Annotated in this window: 9 protein-coding genes; all 9 read left to right on the top strand. The window is 36.0% G+C overall.

Annotated features, from left to right (window positions below):
- The first annotated feature begins 271 nt into the window (after window positions 1-271).
- The 9 genes from EAH81_RS03600 to EAH81_RS03560 all read left to right on the top strand — a co-directional run bounded on the left by EAH81_RS03600 (window position 272) and on the right by EAH81_RS03560 (window position 16,086).
- Window positions 272-3,328, top strand: coding sequence for a SusC/RagA family TonB-linked outer membrane protein (locus EAH81_RS03600; RefSeq protein WP_140503848.1), 3,057 nt, complete (start codon window positions 272-274; stop codon window positions 3,326-3,328).
- A gap of 30 nt (window positions 3,329-3,358) precedes the next feature.
- Window positions 3,359-4,921 carry a RagB/SusD family nutrient uptake outer membrane protein gene (locus EAH81_RS03595; protein ID WP_140503845.1) on the top strand — a complete coding sequence of 521 codons (1,563 nt, stop codon included), beginning with the start codon at window positions 3,359-3,361 and terminating at the stop codon, window positions 4,919-4,921.
- Window positions 4,922-5,040: 119 nt separating this feature from the next.
- The gene (locus tag EAH81_RS03590) at window positions 5,041-6,042 is read left to right on the top strand and encodes an arabinan endo-1,5-alpha-L-arabinosidase (RefSeq protein ID WP_140503843.1); all 1,002 of its coding nucleotides are present in this window, start codon (window positions 5,041-5,043) and stop codon (window positions 6,040-6,042) included.
- 59 nt (window positions 6,043-6,101) lie between these two features.
- Window positions 6,102-7,649: an alpha-N-arabinofuranosidase gene (locus EAH81_RS03585; protein WP_140503841.1), complete on the top strand. Its 1,548-nt coding sequence runs from the start codon at window positions 6,102-6,104 to the stop codon at window positions 7,647-7,649.
- Between the two features lie 12 nt (window positions 7,650-7,661).
- Window positions 7,662-9,287, top strand: coding sequence for an arabinan endo-1,5-alpha-L-arabinosidase (locus EAH81_RS03580; RefSeq protein ID WP_140503839.1), 1,626 nt, complete (start codon window positions 7,662-7,664; stop codon window positions 9,285-9,287).
- A 359-nt stretch (window positions 9,288-9,646) separates the two neighbouring features.
- On the top strand, window positions 9,647-10,606 hold the full coding sequence (locus EAH81_RS03575; protein WP_140503837.1) for a glycoside hydrolase family 43 protein: 960 nt from the start codon (window positions 9,647-9,649) through the stop codon (window positions 10,604-10,606).
- A gap of 119 nt (window positions 10,607-10,725) precedes the next feature.
- Window positions 10,726-11,709 (top strand): arabinan endo-1,5-alpha-L-arabinosidase, encoded by a 984-nt coding sequence (locus EAH81_RS03570; protein WP_140503834.1) that lies wholly within the window; start codon window positions 10,726-10,728, stop codon window positions 11,707-11,709.
- A 13-nt stretch (window positions 11,710-11,722) separates the two neighbouring features.
- Window positions 11,723-13,708 carry a glycoside hydrolase family 127 protein gene (locus EAH81_RS03565; protein WP_140503831.1) on the top strand — a complete coding sequence of 662 codons (1,986 nt, stop codon included), beginning with the start codon at window positions 11,723-11,725 and terminating at the stop codon, window positions 13,706-13,708.
- Window positions 13,709-14,100: 392 nt separating this feature from the next.
- Window positions 14,101-16,086 carry an alpha-L-arabinofuranosidase C-terminal domain-containing protein gene (locus tag EAH81_RS03560; RefSeq protein WP_140503829.1) on the top strand — a complete coding sequence of 662 codons (1,986 nt, stop codon included), beginning with the start codon at window positions 14,101-14,103 and terminating at the stop codon, window positions 16,084-16,086.
- Window positions 16,087-16,215: the final 129 nt, after the last annotated feature.

Below are 16,215 nucleotides of genomic sequence, written 5' to 3'. Positions count from 1 at the left end.
TTTGATTTTTTTTCTAAAGTTCCAATTTTTGATTAAAAAGTTGCTTTTTAGCTAAAAGTGTTGATTTTACACAAATTACATTCAAAAAAGACTATTTTTTTGAAAAAACATTAAACTTTAAATGTTGTTTTTACACTTAATTTACAGGATACGTTTTTTTTGACACTTTTTTTTGCTATATTAATTTGTTTTTAAGGTTTTTTTTTAGTTAAATTTACAAATGTAAAATTAACACTTATAATTATACACTAACTAACTTAAATAAACCAGTATGATAACAAACCAACGATTATTTTTTTATTGCAATTTTTTATTGCCAAAAAAAGAATGGCTTTTAGCATTACTAATGCTATTATTTTCTGCTAATCAAATGTCGGCTCAAGGCAAAGTGATTAGTGGAGTTGTTACCTCGGCATCAGACAAATTGCCTTTGCCGGGAGTGAATATTATGATAAAGGGAACAAAAACAGTTGCAGTAACTGGTTTTGATGGAGAATATTCGATTAAAGCATCCCCAAACGATGTTTTAGTTTTTTCATTTATAGGATTTCAAAATAAAGAATTAGCAGTAGGAAATCAATCGAAGGTAGACGCTACATTAAGTGAAGATACCAATAAACTGAACGAAGTAGTAGTTATTGGTTACGGTACACAAAAGAAATCTGATTTAACAGGATCTGTAAGTGTCGTAAACATGGAATCTGCCAAAAAAACAGTTACCTATGATGCTGCAAAAATGCTTCAGGGGCAAGTTCCCGGAGTAACGGTACAATCATCAGGAGAACCTGGAGGTTTTGTAAATATCAAAATTAGAGGTATAACTTCATTTACAAATAACAATCCTCTTTTTGTTATTGACGGTATTATGGTTGATGCTCCTTACGATTTTGCACCGGGAGAAATTGAATCTATGCAGGTTTTAAAAGATGCATCTTCGGCAGCTATTTACGGTGTTCGTGGAGCAAATGGAGTTGTAATCATTACGACCAAAAAAGGAAAAGCAGGTAAAACAGAAGTTAAATTCAAATCAATTGTAGGACTTCAGAATGTAGCTAAAAAATGGGATGTAACAGACCGTTTGGGTTATCAGCAAATTACTAGCGAAGCAGAAAGAAACAGAGATATCAGAGCTGGTGTTCCGGTAAGTATCGCTCCGGGTAATGATCCTACAAGCTCATCTTATATTACAAATGTAAATACAGACTGGCAAAAAGAGGCACTGCAAACTGGTGTTGTACAAAATCAGGCATTGACATTTACAGGTGGCGCAGAAAGTATTGCTTATAGCTTTAATATTGATTATTTCAAGAATACAAGTTATGTAAAAACGCCGCAAGATTATGAGAGATTATCAACGAATTTGAATCTGAATGGTAAAAAAGGAAAATTCAAATATGGAGCAAAAATCGCTTATACACAATCAGACAAAGAGATTTTTAACGAATACAATGCAGGACAAACTGTAATTAGTGACATTTTGGGCGCTGTACCAACCATGCCTGTTTATGATTCTAACAGACTTGGAGGCTATGGCGGTACAGATAACCTGACACAAAGAGCAATTTCGATGAACCCAATTGGGTACAACAATTTGATTACTAACAACGGAAAAAGAAACCGTTTTATTGGAGATGTATGGGGAGAAATTGAGATTGTAAAAGGTCTTAAATATAAATTGGATGTGAGTTATGACAGAACAGACTGGACTAACAGAAAATTTATTCCGCCAAGTGATTTAGGATGGTATTATATTACGACAAATGATGAAGCTTCTTTAGATGTAGAAAATGGAAATGAGTTAAGAACATTCTTGAATAATTTATTGACTTATGAAATTTCATTTGGAAAACATAAAATTGATGCTCTTGCAGGTTGGATTCAGGAAAAGAGAGATTATCACAGATATAACTCAAGAGGCGTAGGTTATACACCGGGAGAAATTCCGATGTTACAATATGCTGATGCAAGAAATGCAAGCGAATATAAATTTACGATTACAGGAATATCATACATCAGCAGATTAAATTATGCTTATGATGACAGATATTTATTGCAGGCTAATTTCAGACAAGACAGAACGTCTCTTTTTAGTGAAATTAATAATTCTGCAAATTTCTACTCCTTCTCAGGAGGTTGGAAGATTAGCAACGAAAAGTTCCTGCATTTGCCATCATGGGTAAGCAATATTAAACTTAGAGGTGGTTACGGTACAATAGGTAATAATACAATTCCACAGTACTTTTTTGCTTCCACAGTAAACAGTTTTGCCGGATATGATTTTAATAATGAGCTTGCTTCAGGAACAACGGTGGTTGCGGCACTTGACCCAAATGTACATTGGGAAAAAACAACCAGTAAAAACATCGCATTGGAGTTAGGATTTTTTAATAATGACTTACAATTTACGGCAGAGTATTTTAGAAAAAAAGTTACAGATATGTTGGTAGGAGTTCCATTGCCATTTTCTACAGGAGCTTTTCCGGCAAATATTACGACAAATGCGGGAGATATGGAAAATCATGGTTTTGAATTTACGGCATCTTATAGCAATCACCATAATAAATTCAAATATGATATCTCAGGAAACTTTGGAACGCTAAAAAATGAGGTGACAAGAATTGGAGCTACAGGAAACCCTCTTTATGATGCGGTATCAAAAACACAAGTAGGAAGATCTGTAGGAGAACTTTTTGCTTGGGAAGCTGTTGGAATTTTTCAAAACGCAGCCGAAGTTGCAGCTTCTCCAAAACAAACAGGAGCAGCTCCTGGAGACGTAAAATTTAAAGATGTAAATGGTGACGGAATCATTACAGATGCTGACAGAACTTTTCAAGGGGTAACAATTCCTAAATATGGTTTCGGAATGAATTTTAGTGCTTCTTATGAGAATTTTGATTTCTCAATGTTCTGGCAAGGTAGCGGTGGAAATAAAGTTTTCAATGCCATGTACCGCAATTTGATGGCTGGACAATACGGAAATCACAGTACGGATGAACTTAATTACTGGACTCCAACAAATACAAATACAAATGTTCCGGCACCGGTTATTGGTGATCCTAACGGAAATGGCAGAGATTCAAACAGATTCATTCAAAGCGGTGATTATGTGAGATTGCAAACCATGGAAATTGGTTTCAATATTCCGATGAAAGATAAATTTATCCAAAAAGCAAGAGTATATCTTAATGGTCAAAACTTATGGACTATTACTAAATATACTGGATATGATCCTGACTTTAATAGCAACGGATTATTAGCAAGAGGATATGATGCAGGATCTTTTCCAAATCCAAGAACTATTTCTTTAGGAGTAGAGGTAAATTTCTAAACCGGTTTAACCAACAAAAAACGTATTAAAATGAAATATAAAATATTTAACTATATAGCAGTTTTCTTTTCACTGGCTGTTGCAACAACAAGCTGTGTTGATAATGAAGATTTGACTCAGATTGACCCAAATAATAATGCAGTTGATTCATTTTGGAAAACAGATGAAGATGCACTTCAAGGTGTAAATGCTGCTTACGGAAGTTTATTGACTGATGGAACGTACATGAGAAGTACACCATTATTATTAGACGCAAGATCTGATGACGCACGTACAAACAGCCCTTGGGGTTCCATGTACAATGCAGGACATTTTAACTCAAATGTGGCCGATGCTTCGATTTACGGATGGGCTTTTGAAACTTATTACCAAGGAATTTATCGCGCTAATCAGGTTTTAACAAACGTACCAAATATTGAATTTGCAGATCAGGCACTTAAAAACAGAATATTAGGACAAGCATATTTCTTAAGAGGATTGTATTTATTTCATGCCGTGAACATGTTCAAAAATGTTCCTTTACCTACAGAATTAGCCGTTTATTATCCTCAAAAAACACAAGCAGAAGGTTGGGCACAAGTCATTGCTGATTTTAAAGCTGCAGCCGAATTATTGCCAGTTTCTTATAGTGGTGTTTCAGGTCTTGATGCAGGTCAAAAAGGGCGTGCTACAAAAGGTGCAGCATTAGGATACTTAGGAAAATCGTATTTGTTTACCAAAGATTTTACGAATGCAAAAACGACATTCAAACAAGTTATCGATTTAGGAGTTTACTCTTTAGTTTCTAATTATCGTGACAATTTTACCACAGCAAACGAAAACAATTCAGAATCTCTTTTTGAAGTACAATTTAGCAGAGATGCAGGTGGAGTTGATTTAGGTTGGGGAGGAGCTCCTGCTTCAGGTTGGGGAAAAACTTCGGCAAGAGCAATTACGTATGCGCCAAGAGCTTTTGGATGGACAGATGTTCAGCCTTCATGGGCATTATTTAATGAATTTCATGATGAAAAAACTAAAACAGGAACTCTTGATCCTCGTTTAGATGCTACAATATTTTATAACAAACCAGGCGGAATGAAATTATACGGACAAGATTTCGCGACTTTTTATGCTTCAAGTCCGGGAGATTTAAATGATATATTCTGTAGAAAATACCAAAATTCTGATGGAGAATTTGCAAACGAATACGATTGGCGTTCTGGTATCAACGAACGTTTATTAAGATACGCAGATGTTCTTTTAATGTATGCCGAAACTTTAAACGAAACAGGTGATACTCCGGGAGCATACGGATACATTCAAATGGTAAGAAACAGAGTTGGATTACCGGATTTAGCAACAACAAAACCGGGAATGACCCAAGATCAAATGAGAGAACAAATTGGTCACGAAAGATTCTTGGAATTCCCACTTGAAGGTCACCGTTTTGATGATATTCGTCGTTGGGGATGGTTGCAGGATGCTACAAAATTAGCTTGGCTAAAAGCAAGAGATGCAGAGTTTAATTCTTATACACCAGGAAGAGAATATTACCCAATTCCGCAATTAGAAATGGATAATAATCCGGGAACAGTACAGAATGACAGTTATTAAGTTTTCAGTCCCAGTCTGCAGTTTTCAGTCCCAGTCGCAGTTGCGGTGTAGACTGAAAACTGCGACTGAAAACTGAAAGCAAGAGCAGTAATTTAAACAGTAACTAAAAATTATAACAAATGAAAACAATTACAAATTTGGTTTTATTAGCAGTATTATTAGTAAGTTGTCAAAATGAAGATGTAGTTACTCCAAGCGGAGAAACTAATGCTGTCACTCAAAATTCTCAGGTTAAAGTTTCAACAGCCAAAACAGTTACAGGAACAGTTGCGTCACACGATCCAAGTACGATTGTAAAAAGCGGCGTCAATTATTATGTCTTTACAACAGGAGATAATATCCCGATGACCTATTCAACAAATTTAACAACTTGGACATGGGGAACATCAGTATTTACATCTACTCCAAGTTGGATCACAGGATATGTACCAGGTTTTGTAAAAACTTTCTGGGCACCAGATGTAGCGTGGTTCAACAATAGATGGAATATGTATTATTCTTGTTCAACTTTTGGTTCTGCCACATCAGCGATAGGATTAGTAACAGCGCCTTCAATTTCGCAGAGTGCAGGAACAACATGGACAGACAGAGGTGTTGTGGTTTCATCATCTTCTTCATCAGATGTAAATGCAATTGATCCGTCCATATTAGTAGACGGAAGCAACGTTTATATGGCTTACGGTTCGTGGCATGCCGGAATTGGAGTAATCCAAATTAATCCTTCAACAGGAAAAACAACAGGAAGCAAAACCATCGTAGCAGGCGGAAGCAGTGCAAGTTGGGAAGCTCCTTGTTTAATCAAAGAAGGAAGTTATTATTATATGTTCGTCAACCGAGGCAATTGCTGCAACGGAGTAAACAGCACTTATTATATTGTAGTAGGTCGTTCAACAAGTTCGTTTGGGCCATTTGTGGATAAAAACGGAACATCCTTAACAAGTGGAGGCGGAACAACAGTTTTGGCAACACAAGGAAATTATATTGGACCAGGGCATTTGTCCAGAATTGTAGGAACTCAAAAAGGATCTGTTCATTATTATGATGGAGCCGATAACGGAAATCCAAAACTTGAAATTGTATATTTTACATGGTCATCAGGATGGCCAACATTATCTTATTAAAATTACTATTCAGAGGAAAGTTTTATGAAACTTTCCTCTTTATCACTTATAAATATATTATGAAAAAAGCACTTTTAATCACCTTTCTTATTACCATTTGTAGTCAGGTAAATTTCGCTCAAGGCGGAGTTACTGTAGTTACCGTAAAAAATAATGCAGACGCTCCAATAATCAACAAAAACATCTACGGACATTTTGCAGAACATTTAGGACGTTCTATTTATGGAGGTTTTTTTGTGGGAGATACATCAAAAATACCCAATACAAAAGGAGTTAGAAATGATATTATTAAAGCTTTAAAAGAATTAAAAATTCCAAATTTAAGATGGCCTGGCGGATGTTTTGCAGATACCTATCATTGGAAAGACGGAATTGGACCACAACCGGAAAGACCAACAATTGTAAACAAATGGTGGGGCGGTACAACAGAAGATAATAGTTTCGGGACACATGATTTCCTGAATATGTGTGAGCTTCTTGGAGCCGAACCTTATTTGTCAGGAAACGTAGGAAGCGGAACCGTTCAGGAATTGGCAGATTGGGTTCAATACACCAATTTCAGCGGAAAAAGCCCAATGAGTGATTTGCGTAAAAAAAACGGAAGAAAAGAACCTTGGAAAGTTAAATTCTGGGGAATTGGAAATGAAGCCTGGGGTTGCGGAGGAAATATGACAGCAGAATATTATGCTAATGAATACCGTAAATACGCCACTTTTATGTCGGATTGGGAAAATACAGGTGGAATCACTCGTATTGCATCCGGATCAAATAGTGCCGATTATAATTGGACGGAAGTCTTAATGAAAAACATTCCAATCAATATGTTAGGCGGATTAGGCGTTCACCATTATGCCGTAATTGATTGGGGTAAAAAAGGTGATGGAGTAAACTTTACAGAAGACGGATATTTCCATACGATGCAATCCGCTTTAAAAATGGAAGAATTGGTTACCAAACATTCTGCTATCATGGATAAATATGATCCGGAGAAAAAAGTAGCCATGATTGTAGACGAATGGGGAGCTTGGTATGAAGTAGAACAAGGAACAAATCCAGGATTTCTATACCAACAAAATACAATGAGAGATGCAGTATTAGCAGGAGCAACATTGAATATCTTCAACAATCACGCTGACAGAGTTCGTATGGCAAATTTGGCGCAATGTGTAAATGTTTTGCAAGCTGTAATCCTTACGGATAAAGCAAAAATGATTACAACGCCAACGTATCACGTAATGAAATTGTACAGCGTTCATCAGGATGCTAAATTATTGCCAATAAGTTTTCAATCGCCATTGTACACCTTTAATGGAGAAACACTTCCTGCAATCTCAGCTTCGGCATCAAAAGATAAAAACGGAGCAGTTCATATTTCATTAGTAAATGTGGATGCAAAGAATAAAAACAAAATAGAAATTGATGTAAATGATTTGGGCGTTAAAAACTTCACAGGAACAATTATCACATCGGCAAAATTGCAGGATTACAATTCATTCGATACACCAAATAAAATTGTGCCAACAGTTTTTAAAGGTTTCGAAAACAAAAAAGGAAAACTTGAAATCACGATCCCTCCTTTCTCAGTAGTAGTATTAGAAGGAAAATAAAAGACAAGAAAAATGAAAAAATCAAATTCCATTTTAAAAATAGCTTCGTACATCGGACTTTTTTTAGTTGTAATTACAGCCGTAAGTTGTTCGAAAGATGATCCGGCAACAAAAGAAACTACTACTCCGCCAGTAGTAGTAGTTCCGCCAGTAGTCACGCCCGTTTTTCCCGGACCAACTTACGCAGATAATTATACGGCAATATCGGGTTGGGGAAGTCGGGCACAATGGAATTTAGCCAATGTGCACGATCCATCTGTCGAAAAATGTGGCGAATACTATTATATGTATCAAACCGATGCCTCTTATGGAAATGCAACTGATGGACACGGACATTTTTTTTACAGAAGATCAAAAGATTTAGTCAATTGGGAATTTATGGGATCATCAATGACCGAAGCTCCGGCTTGGGTAAAAGATTCCTTGAATAATAAAAGAGCCAGAATGTCTCCGGCTTTAGCACCAATTACAAATCCCAATTATGGATATTGGGCGCCTTGCGTTCGTAAAGTTGGTAACATTTACAGAATGTATTACAGCATCGTGGTGACAAACCCAATTGTAGGAACAGATACCAATACTTCATGGACAGAACGCGCTTTCATTGGCTTAGCCGAAACAGATGATTTGGCTTCAAATAATTGGACAGACAAAGGAATGGTAGTTTGCTCTGAACCGGATGGTGTAAAAAGTTATGTTAGAAACGGAGGAAATGATTGGGATGCTTATTTTAAATTCAACGCGATTGATCCAAGTTTTATTCAGACTCCAGAAGGTGACCAATACCTAATTTATGGTTCATGGCATTCCGGAATCGCAGCTTTAAAACTGAATCCAACAACTGGAAAACCGGATAAATTAAAAACGATTGACGATTATGGAGTACGAATTGCAGGACGCGGAAACGTAAATACAAACCGTTGGCAAGCACTCGAAGGACCGGAAATTATCTACAATCCGGATACACAATATTACTATTTGTTTCTGGCTTACGATGAATTATCAGTTGCATACAATACACGTGTAGCACGTTCAAAAAGTATTTTAGGACCTTATCAAACCATAAGTGGAATGAGTATTACAAGCGGAGCAGAGTGTTTCCCAATGGTAACACATCCATATTCGTTTAAAAATCACACGGGTTGGGTTGGAATTTCGCATTGCGGTATATTTCAAAATCCCGAAACCAAGCAATGGTATTACTCTTCTCAGGCTCGTTTGCCGGAAGGGGTTGCCGGAATTGCGGTTTCAAATGCTGTAATGATGGGACACGTTCGTGCCATTCAATGGACAGAAGATGGATGGCCGGTTATTGATCCTGAACGTTATGCAGCCGTACCAGCCACAACAATTGTCGAAGGAAGTTTTGTTGGAACCTGGGAACAAATCACAATGAACTATCAATACAAAACCATTCAAAAATCAGTAACACTTTATTTAACTGCAGATAAAAAAGTGAGCGGAGATGCAAACGGTACCTGGTCATACGACAGCACCAAAAAAATCCTGACCATAAACGGAGTAAAGTGCAATGTGTCTGATGCCTGGGATTGGGAATTAGCAACGAGAAAAGTAACGCTGAGTTATTCAGGTTTAACGTCAGGAGGATTACCAGTTTGGGGCAAGAAGGTGAATTAAATTTCAATTTTTTAAATCCCAAATTCCAAACATTAAATAATAGCCGCAGATTAAAGTGTTAAAAAGATTAAAAATCTGCCTGATCTGCAAAATCTGCGAGAAAAAATATTTTAACACATAGAAACATAGCTTAACAAATCGTAAAAGACGTTTCACTCCAAATAAAACACATAGCTATGTGTATTAATGCTAAGTGAAACGCCTTTTTTCAACATCAAAAAAATCTATGTTTCTATGTGTTAAAATAATTACCACTCCCGATAGCTATCGGGATAAAAGATTAAAATCTGCTTAAATCAGCAAAATCTGCGTGGAAAAATATTTAACGCATAGAAACTATGTTTTAAAAATAAATCATAATGAAAAATATAATTACGACCGTATCACTTTTAGTTTTGTTTGCATGCTGTCAAACAGTTCATAGCCAAATTGATCCCACGAAATTCAATAACCCGATCATCAAAGATCAATATACAGGTGATCCTGCAGCATTGGTTTATAAAGACAAAGTCTATTTATACGCTGGTCATGACGAAGCACCAAAAGATTTCAACTTCTATAAAATGAATGAATGGGTCGTGTATTCTTCATCAGATATGAAAAAATGGGAATCGCATCCGGTGCCGTTAAAAGTAACCGATTTTAAATGGGCAAAAGGCGATGCATGGGCTTCGCAGGTAATTGAAAGAAACGGAAAATTCTATTGGTATGTAACCGTTCATCACGGAACAATTGATGGAAAATCAATTGGAATTGCAGTTTCTAATAGTCCAACCGGACCTTTTAAAGATGCTTTAGGAAAAGCCCTGATCACAAATGACATGACAAAATTTACCGATATAAGCTGGGACGATATCGATCCAACAGTTTATATCGATACGAATGGACAAGCGTATTTGTTTTGGGGAAATACCTCTTGTCATTATGCCAAATTAAAAGAAAATATGATTGAAATTGACGGTCCAATTCAGCATATCGATTTACCACATTATACAGAAGCACCGTGGATTCACAAACACAAAAACTGGTATTATTTATCATACGCCTATGAGTTTCCTGAAAAAATTGCCTATGCCATGAGTAAATCAATTACAGGTCCTTGGGAATTCAAAGGAATCTTAAATGAATTAGCCGGAAACAGCAACACAAACCATCAATCGATAATTGATTTTAAAGGACAATCGTATTTTATTTATCACAATGGAGCATCAATTCCAAACGGAGGAAGTTTCAGAAGATCAGTTTGTGTAGACAAATTATATTATAACAAAGATGGAACTATGAAACGAGTGGTTATGACGTCTGAAGGGATTCAGTAGTTTTTTAGTTTGCAGTCACAGTTTTCAGTTTACAACTTATATGATTTAGAAAAGGCACAGTTTTCAGCCCAAAACTTAAATTACTTACATCACTTATATGGTAAAAAAAACATTCAATTATGAAATTTTATAATAACATAAAACATATATTTTCTGCTCTTATGATGCTGATTGCTTCAGTTTCTTTTGCGCAGGAAATTGTCGTTCACGATCCGGTAGTAATCAAACAAAAAGACACTTATTATTTGTATTGCACAGGTAATGGAATCAGCGTTTTTAGTTCGAAAGATTTAAAAAACTGGAATAAAGAACCACAAGTTTTTGCAGAAAAACCCGTTTGGGCAGATGGCGTTGCGGCCGATTTCAAAAATCATATTTGGGCACCGGATATTTCGTTACATAACAATGTCTATTATCTGTATTATTCCGTTTCGGCTTTCGCCAAAAACACATCGGCAATTGGTGTGGCAACCAATACAACATTAGATCCAAAAGATAAAAATTACAAATGGGTCGATCAGGGAATTGTTATTCAATCGCAACCAAACCGAGATATGTGGAATGCAATAGATCCTAATTTAATCTTCGATGAAAACAATACACCGTGGTTGTCTTTTGGTTCTTTTTGGGAAGGATTGAAAATGGTAAAACTAAACCCGGATTTAAAATCAATCGCACAGCCACAGGAATGGCATACAATTTCAAAACGAAAAAGAACCTTCGAATTACCAGATTCAGATCCGGGCGATGGCGCACTTGAAGCACCTTTTATCTTTAAGAAAAACGGATATTATTACCAATTTCTTTCTTGGGATTTATGCTGTCGCGGAGAAAAAAGCACCTATAAAGTTGTTATTGGAAGATCTAAAAACGTAACCGGACCTTATGTAGATAAAGAAGGAAAATTATTAACAGAAGGTGGTGGAAGTATTGTAGTTCTGGGCGATGAAAATTATTTTGGCGTAGGCCATAACAGCGCTTATACGTTTGATGGAAAAGATTATATTTTTTATCACGCTTACGAAAAGAAAACCAACGGAACACCAAGATTAGTAGTCAAAGAAATGATTTGGGACAATGATTTATGGCCCGTTTTAAAATAGAATATTCCATATAATGAAAAAATATACTTTCCCGATATTAACAATTTTCTTGTCACTTGTAATCCTTATTTCCTGTAAAGAAACGAAGAACAATGTCGTGCAATCGAATAAAACTTCGGCATTAAAAGCGGGTTACGAAATTGAACCGGTAAACATTCAAAATGTAAAATTAACCGATTCTTTTTGGTTGCCTATTATTAAAAGAGTGCAGGAAATCACGATTGCTTATGGCATTCAGAAATGTAATGAAGAAGGACGTTTTGAGAATTTTTTAATCGCAGGAAAACAAAAAACAGGAACAGTAAGAGGAGAAATGCCTTTTGATGACACCGATGTTTATAAGATTATCGAAGGCGCATCGAATACTTTGATCAGCGCACCAAACCCGAAACTGGATCGTGTTCTGGATTCGTTGATTGCGATTGTAAAAATTGGTCAGGAAAAAGACGGTTACTTAACCACCTGGAGAACTATAAATCCAGCAAAACCACCAGCGCCGTGGGTTCCGGTTATTGAAGGAAAACGTTGGGAATCTTTACAAATCAGTCACGAATGCTACAATTCAGGACATTTAATAGAAGCTGCCGTTGTGCATTATGAAGCTACGGGAAAAAGAAATTTCCTTGACATTGCCATCAAAAATGCAGACTTATTAGTAAAAACTTTTGGCGACAAACCAGGTCAGGTAAAAGGAGTTCCCGGACATCAGATTGTAGAAACGGGCTTGATAAAATTGTATCAAATTACCGGAAAAGAAGATTATCTAAAACTGGCGAAATACTTTTTAGACAATCGTGGAAATCCGAACAATCATAAATTATATGGCGAATATGCACAAGATCATATTCCGGTGGTGCAGCAAAATGAAGTTGTAGGTCACGCCGTAAGAGCCGTTTATATGTATGCAGGAATGACAGATATTGCTGCAATGACAAAAGACAAAGGTTATACCGATGCCGTAAATAATTTATGGAGCAATATGGTCAACAAAAAAATGTACATCACTGGCGGAATTGGTTCAAGACACGATGGAGAAGCTTTTGGAGCCAATTACGAATTGCCAAATCTAACCGCTTATAACGAAACCTGCGCTGCAATTGGAGATGTATATTGGAACCACAGATTGCATAATTTAACCGGAAAATCACAATATTTTGATGTGATCGAAAGAACGATGTACAACGGATTAATCTCGGGAGTATCCTTAGACGGAAAAGAATTTTTCTATCCAAATGCCTTAGAATCCGATGGCGTTTTCAAATCAAACAGAGGATCTTGTACACGTCAGGCTTGGTTTGATTGTTCTTGTTGTCCGACTAATTTAATTCGATTTATTCCTTCGATTCCGGGATTAATTTATTCAAAATCAAAAGACGCACTTTATGTGAATTTATACGCTTCAAACAACGCAGCCTTCACTTTAGGAAAAACCGATTTACAGATTTCGCAACAAACCGGATATCCTTGGAACGGAAAAGTAAATATTTCGGTTAACCCGAAAAAAGAAAGCCGATTCACCATTAAATTGAGAGTTCCGGGTTGGGCAAGAAATGAAGTTTTGCCGGGAGATTTATATTCTTATAAAAAAGCTTCGAGTCAAAAAGCAACAATTAATATAAACGGAGAAACTTTAACAATTCAACCAGAAGATGGTTATTTCACCATTACAAGAAATTGGAAAAAAGGAGATAAAATCAATCTTAATTTTCCAATGGAAGTTCAGGAAGTAGAAACAAATGCAAAAGTAGAAACGAACAAAAACAAAGTCTCTTTAGAATACGGTCCAATCGTTTATGCCGTAGAAGAAATTGACAACAAAACCAATTTCGATAAAATAGATGTAACCGCCGGAGATACTTTCAAAGTAAAAAAAGAACCTAATTTATTGCAAGGCGTAAATGTCATAGAAAATTCAAAATTCAAAGCAATTCCGTATTACAGCTGGTCAAATAGAGGAGTAGGGAAAATGAAAGTTTGGTTGGATTATAAAGAGAAGTAAGAGTAAAGAAAATAGAGCAAAGAAGAAAGAATCAAGATTTAGCAATAGATTAAAGGATTAAAAAAAATCTGCTTGATCTGCCAAATCTGCGAGAAAAAATATTTAAACACATAGAGACATAGATTTTAAAATGAATAAAAAGAGTATAAAACAAATCTAGATTTGCATACATAGTCCCGAAGTTTCGGGATGAATTTAAAAAAATGAAATGCCTTTTTTCAGAATCAAAATCTATGATTCTATGTGTTTAAACCGTCAAAGATTAGAAAATAAATCTGCTCAGATCTGCAAAAATCTGCGTGAAACAAAAAAATAAAAATCCGTTTTTATCCGCGTTTTCACTTTAGTGAATCAGTATCATCCGCGTGCCATTAAAACACAAAAAAAATAAAATGAAGTCCAATTTAATTACCAAAATGACCCTTTGCGGTTTATTGCTGAACGGCTTTTTAGCTTCGGCACAAAAAAATAATCTTCAGGTAGATGCCTTAAAATCAATTACTAAAATCGAACCAACAATGTACGGAGTCTTTTTTGAAGATATCAATTTTGCTGCTGATGGAGGATTATATGCCGAAATGATCAAAAACAGATCATTCGAATTCGAAACCCCAATGATGGGATGGAACGAACCAAACAGCGACCGACACAAACTAAACCTACAATCCGGAATTGCCAATATTATTCAGTATTCGCAAAAAGGAACGAATCATAATTATTGCCGAGTGACAATCAACGATGCAAGCGGTTATGAAATGATCAACGAAGGTTTCAGAGGTATGGGAATCAAGAAAGATTTGAAATATAATTTATCACTGAAAGCTTCAAAAGTTTCAGGAGATATTTCTAAGATTAAAATCCAATTTATTGATAAAAACAAAAAGGTTTTAGGCGAAACTTCGATTGTTCCAACATCAAAAGACTGGACCAATTATACGGCACAATTAACAGTAACGGCAACGGAAGCAAAAGCACAAATCAGAATCACTTTTGAAGGAACAGGAGTAATAGATCTAGATGCGATTTCATTGTTTCCGGAAGATACCTGGAAAGGCAGAAAAAACGGAATGCGTGCTGATTTAGTACAATTATTATACGACTTGAAACCAGGATTTTTACGTTTCCCGGGAGGTTGTATTGTAGAAGGAAAAACACTGGCATTGCGTTACCAATGGAAAAAATCAATTGGAAATGTTGAGGATAGAGAAACGATGATTAACCGTTGGAATACCGAGTTTGCACATAAATTGGCACCGGATTATTTTCAGAGTTTTGGTTTAGGATTCTTCGAATATTTCCAGCTTGCGGAAGATATCGGAGCTTCACCGTTACCAATTTTAAGTTGCGGAATGGCTTGTCAGTTCAATACAGGAGAATTAGTTCCGATGGATCAAATCGACCCTTATGTACAAGATGCTTTAGATTTAATTGAATTTGCAAACGGTGATCAAACGACAGCTTGGGGAAAAGTCAGATCCGATATGGGACATCCAAAACCTTTTAATTTAAAACATATTGGAGTTGGAAATGAGCAATGGGGACCTGATTATATCGAGCGTTTCAAAGTATTTCAAAAAGCCATCAAAGCAAAATATCCAAACATCATAATTGTTTCGGGAACAGGACCATATCCTGACGGAGATTATTTTGATTACGGCATGGCCGAACTTAAAAAACTGAACGCAGAAATCGTTGACGAACATTATTATAAAGATCCGGCATGGTTCCGTAAAAATGTAACACGTTACGACAATTACGACCGTAAAGGACCAAAGATTTTTGCAGGAGAATATGCAGCACAAAGTGTAGCGATTGCAAGTCCGGATAACAAAAACAACTGGGAATGTGCTTTCTCAGAAGCCGCTTTCATGACCGGAATGGAGCGTAATGCTGAGGTTGTTCACTTGACTTCTTATGCACCGTTATTGGCTCACGTTGAAGGCTGGCAATGGACACCGGATATGATTTGGTTCAATAATTTGCAATCTTATGGAACGCCCAATTATTATGTTCAGAAATTATTCTCTAACAATAAAGGAACCGATTTAATCAACATTACAAAAGACGGAAAAGCAGTTACCGGTCAAAACGATTTGTTTGCATCTGCGGTAAAAGATCTTAATTCTAAAGAAGTAATCCTGAAAATTGTAAACGCTGCAGCAACAACTCAAAATGTTTCAATTGATGTAAAAGGAGCAAAATTAGATTCAAAAGGAACTGCTATAACTTTAAAAGGAGACGGAATAAATGATGAGAATTCTTTTGAGGCTCCAACCAAAATTAGCCCTAAAGAAAGTGAGTTTAAAGTAAACGGAGGTAAAATTCAATATGATTTTCCGGCATACTCAGTTACCGTTTTGAAAATTAAGATGAAATAATCGCAACAGAATAAATGTAAAACAAACGTTTATTTTTTGTTTTGAGTCCAAATCCCTGTTTTGATGCATTATTTGCAAAAATTAGGTGGTCTGTTTTTATTAAGTGTTTTTTATACACTTATAAATTAA

It is taken from the genome of Flavobacterium pectinovorum (genome assembly GCF_006438875.1).
Lineage (GTDB): Bacteria > Bacteroidota > Bacteroidia > Flavobacteriales > Flavobacteriaceae > Flavobacterium > Flavobacterium pectinovorum_A.
The sequence above is the reverse complement of the archived record's forward strand: the minus strand, read 5'-3'. Positions and strand labels throughout refer to the sequence as shown.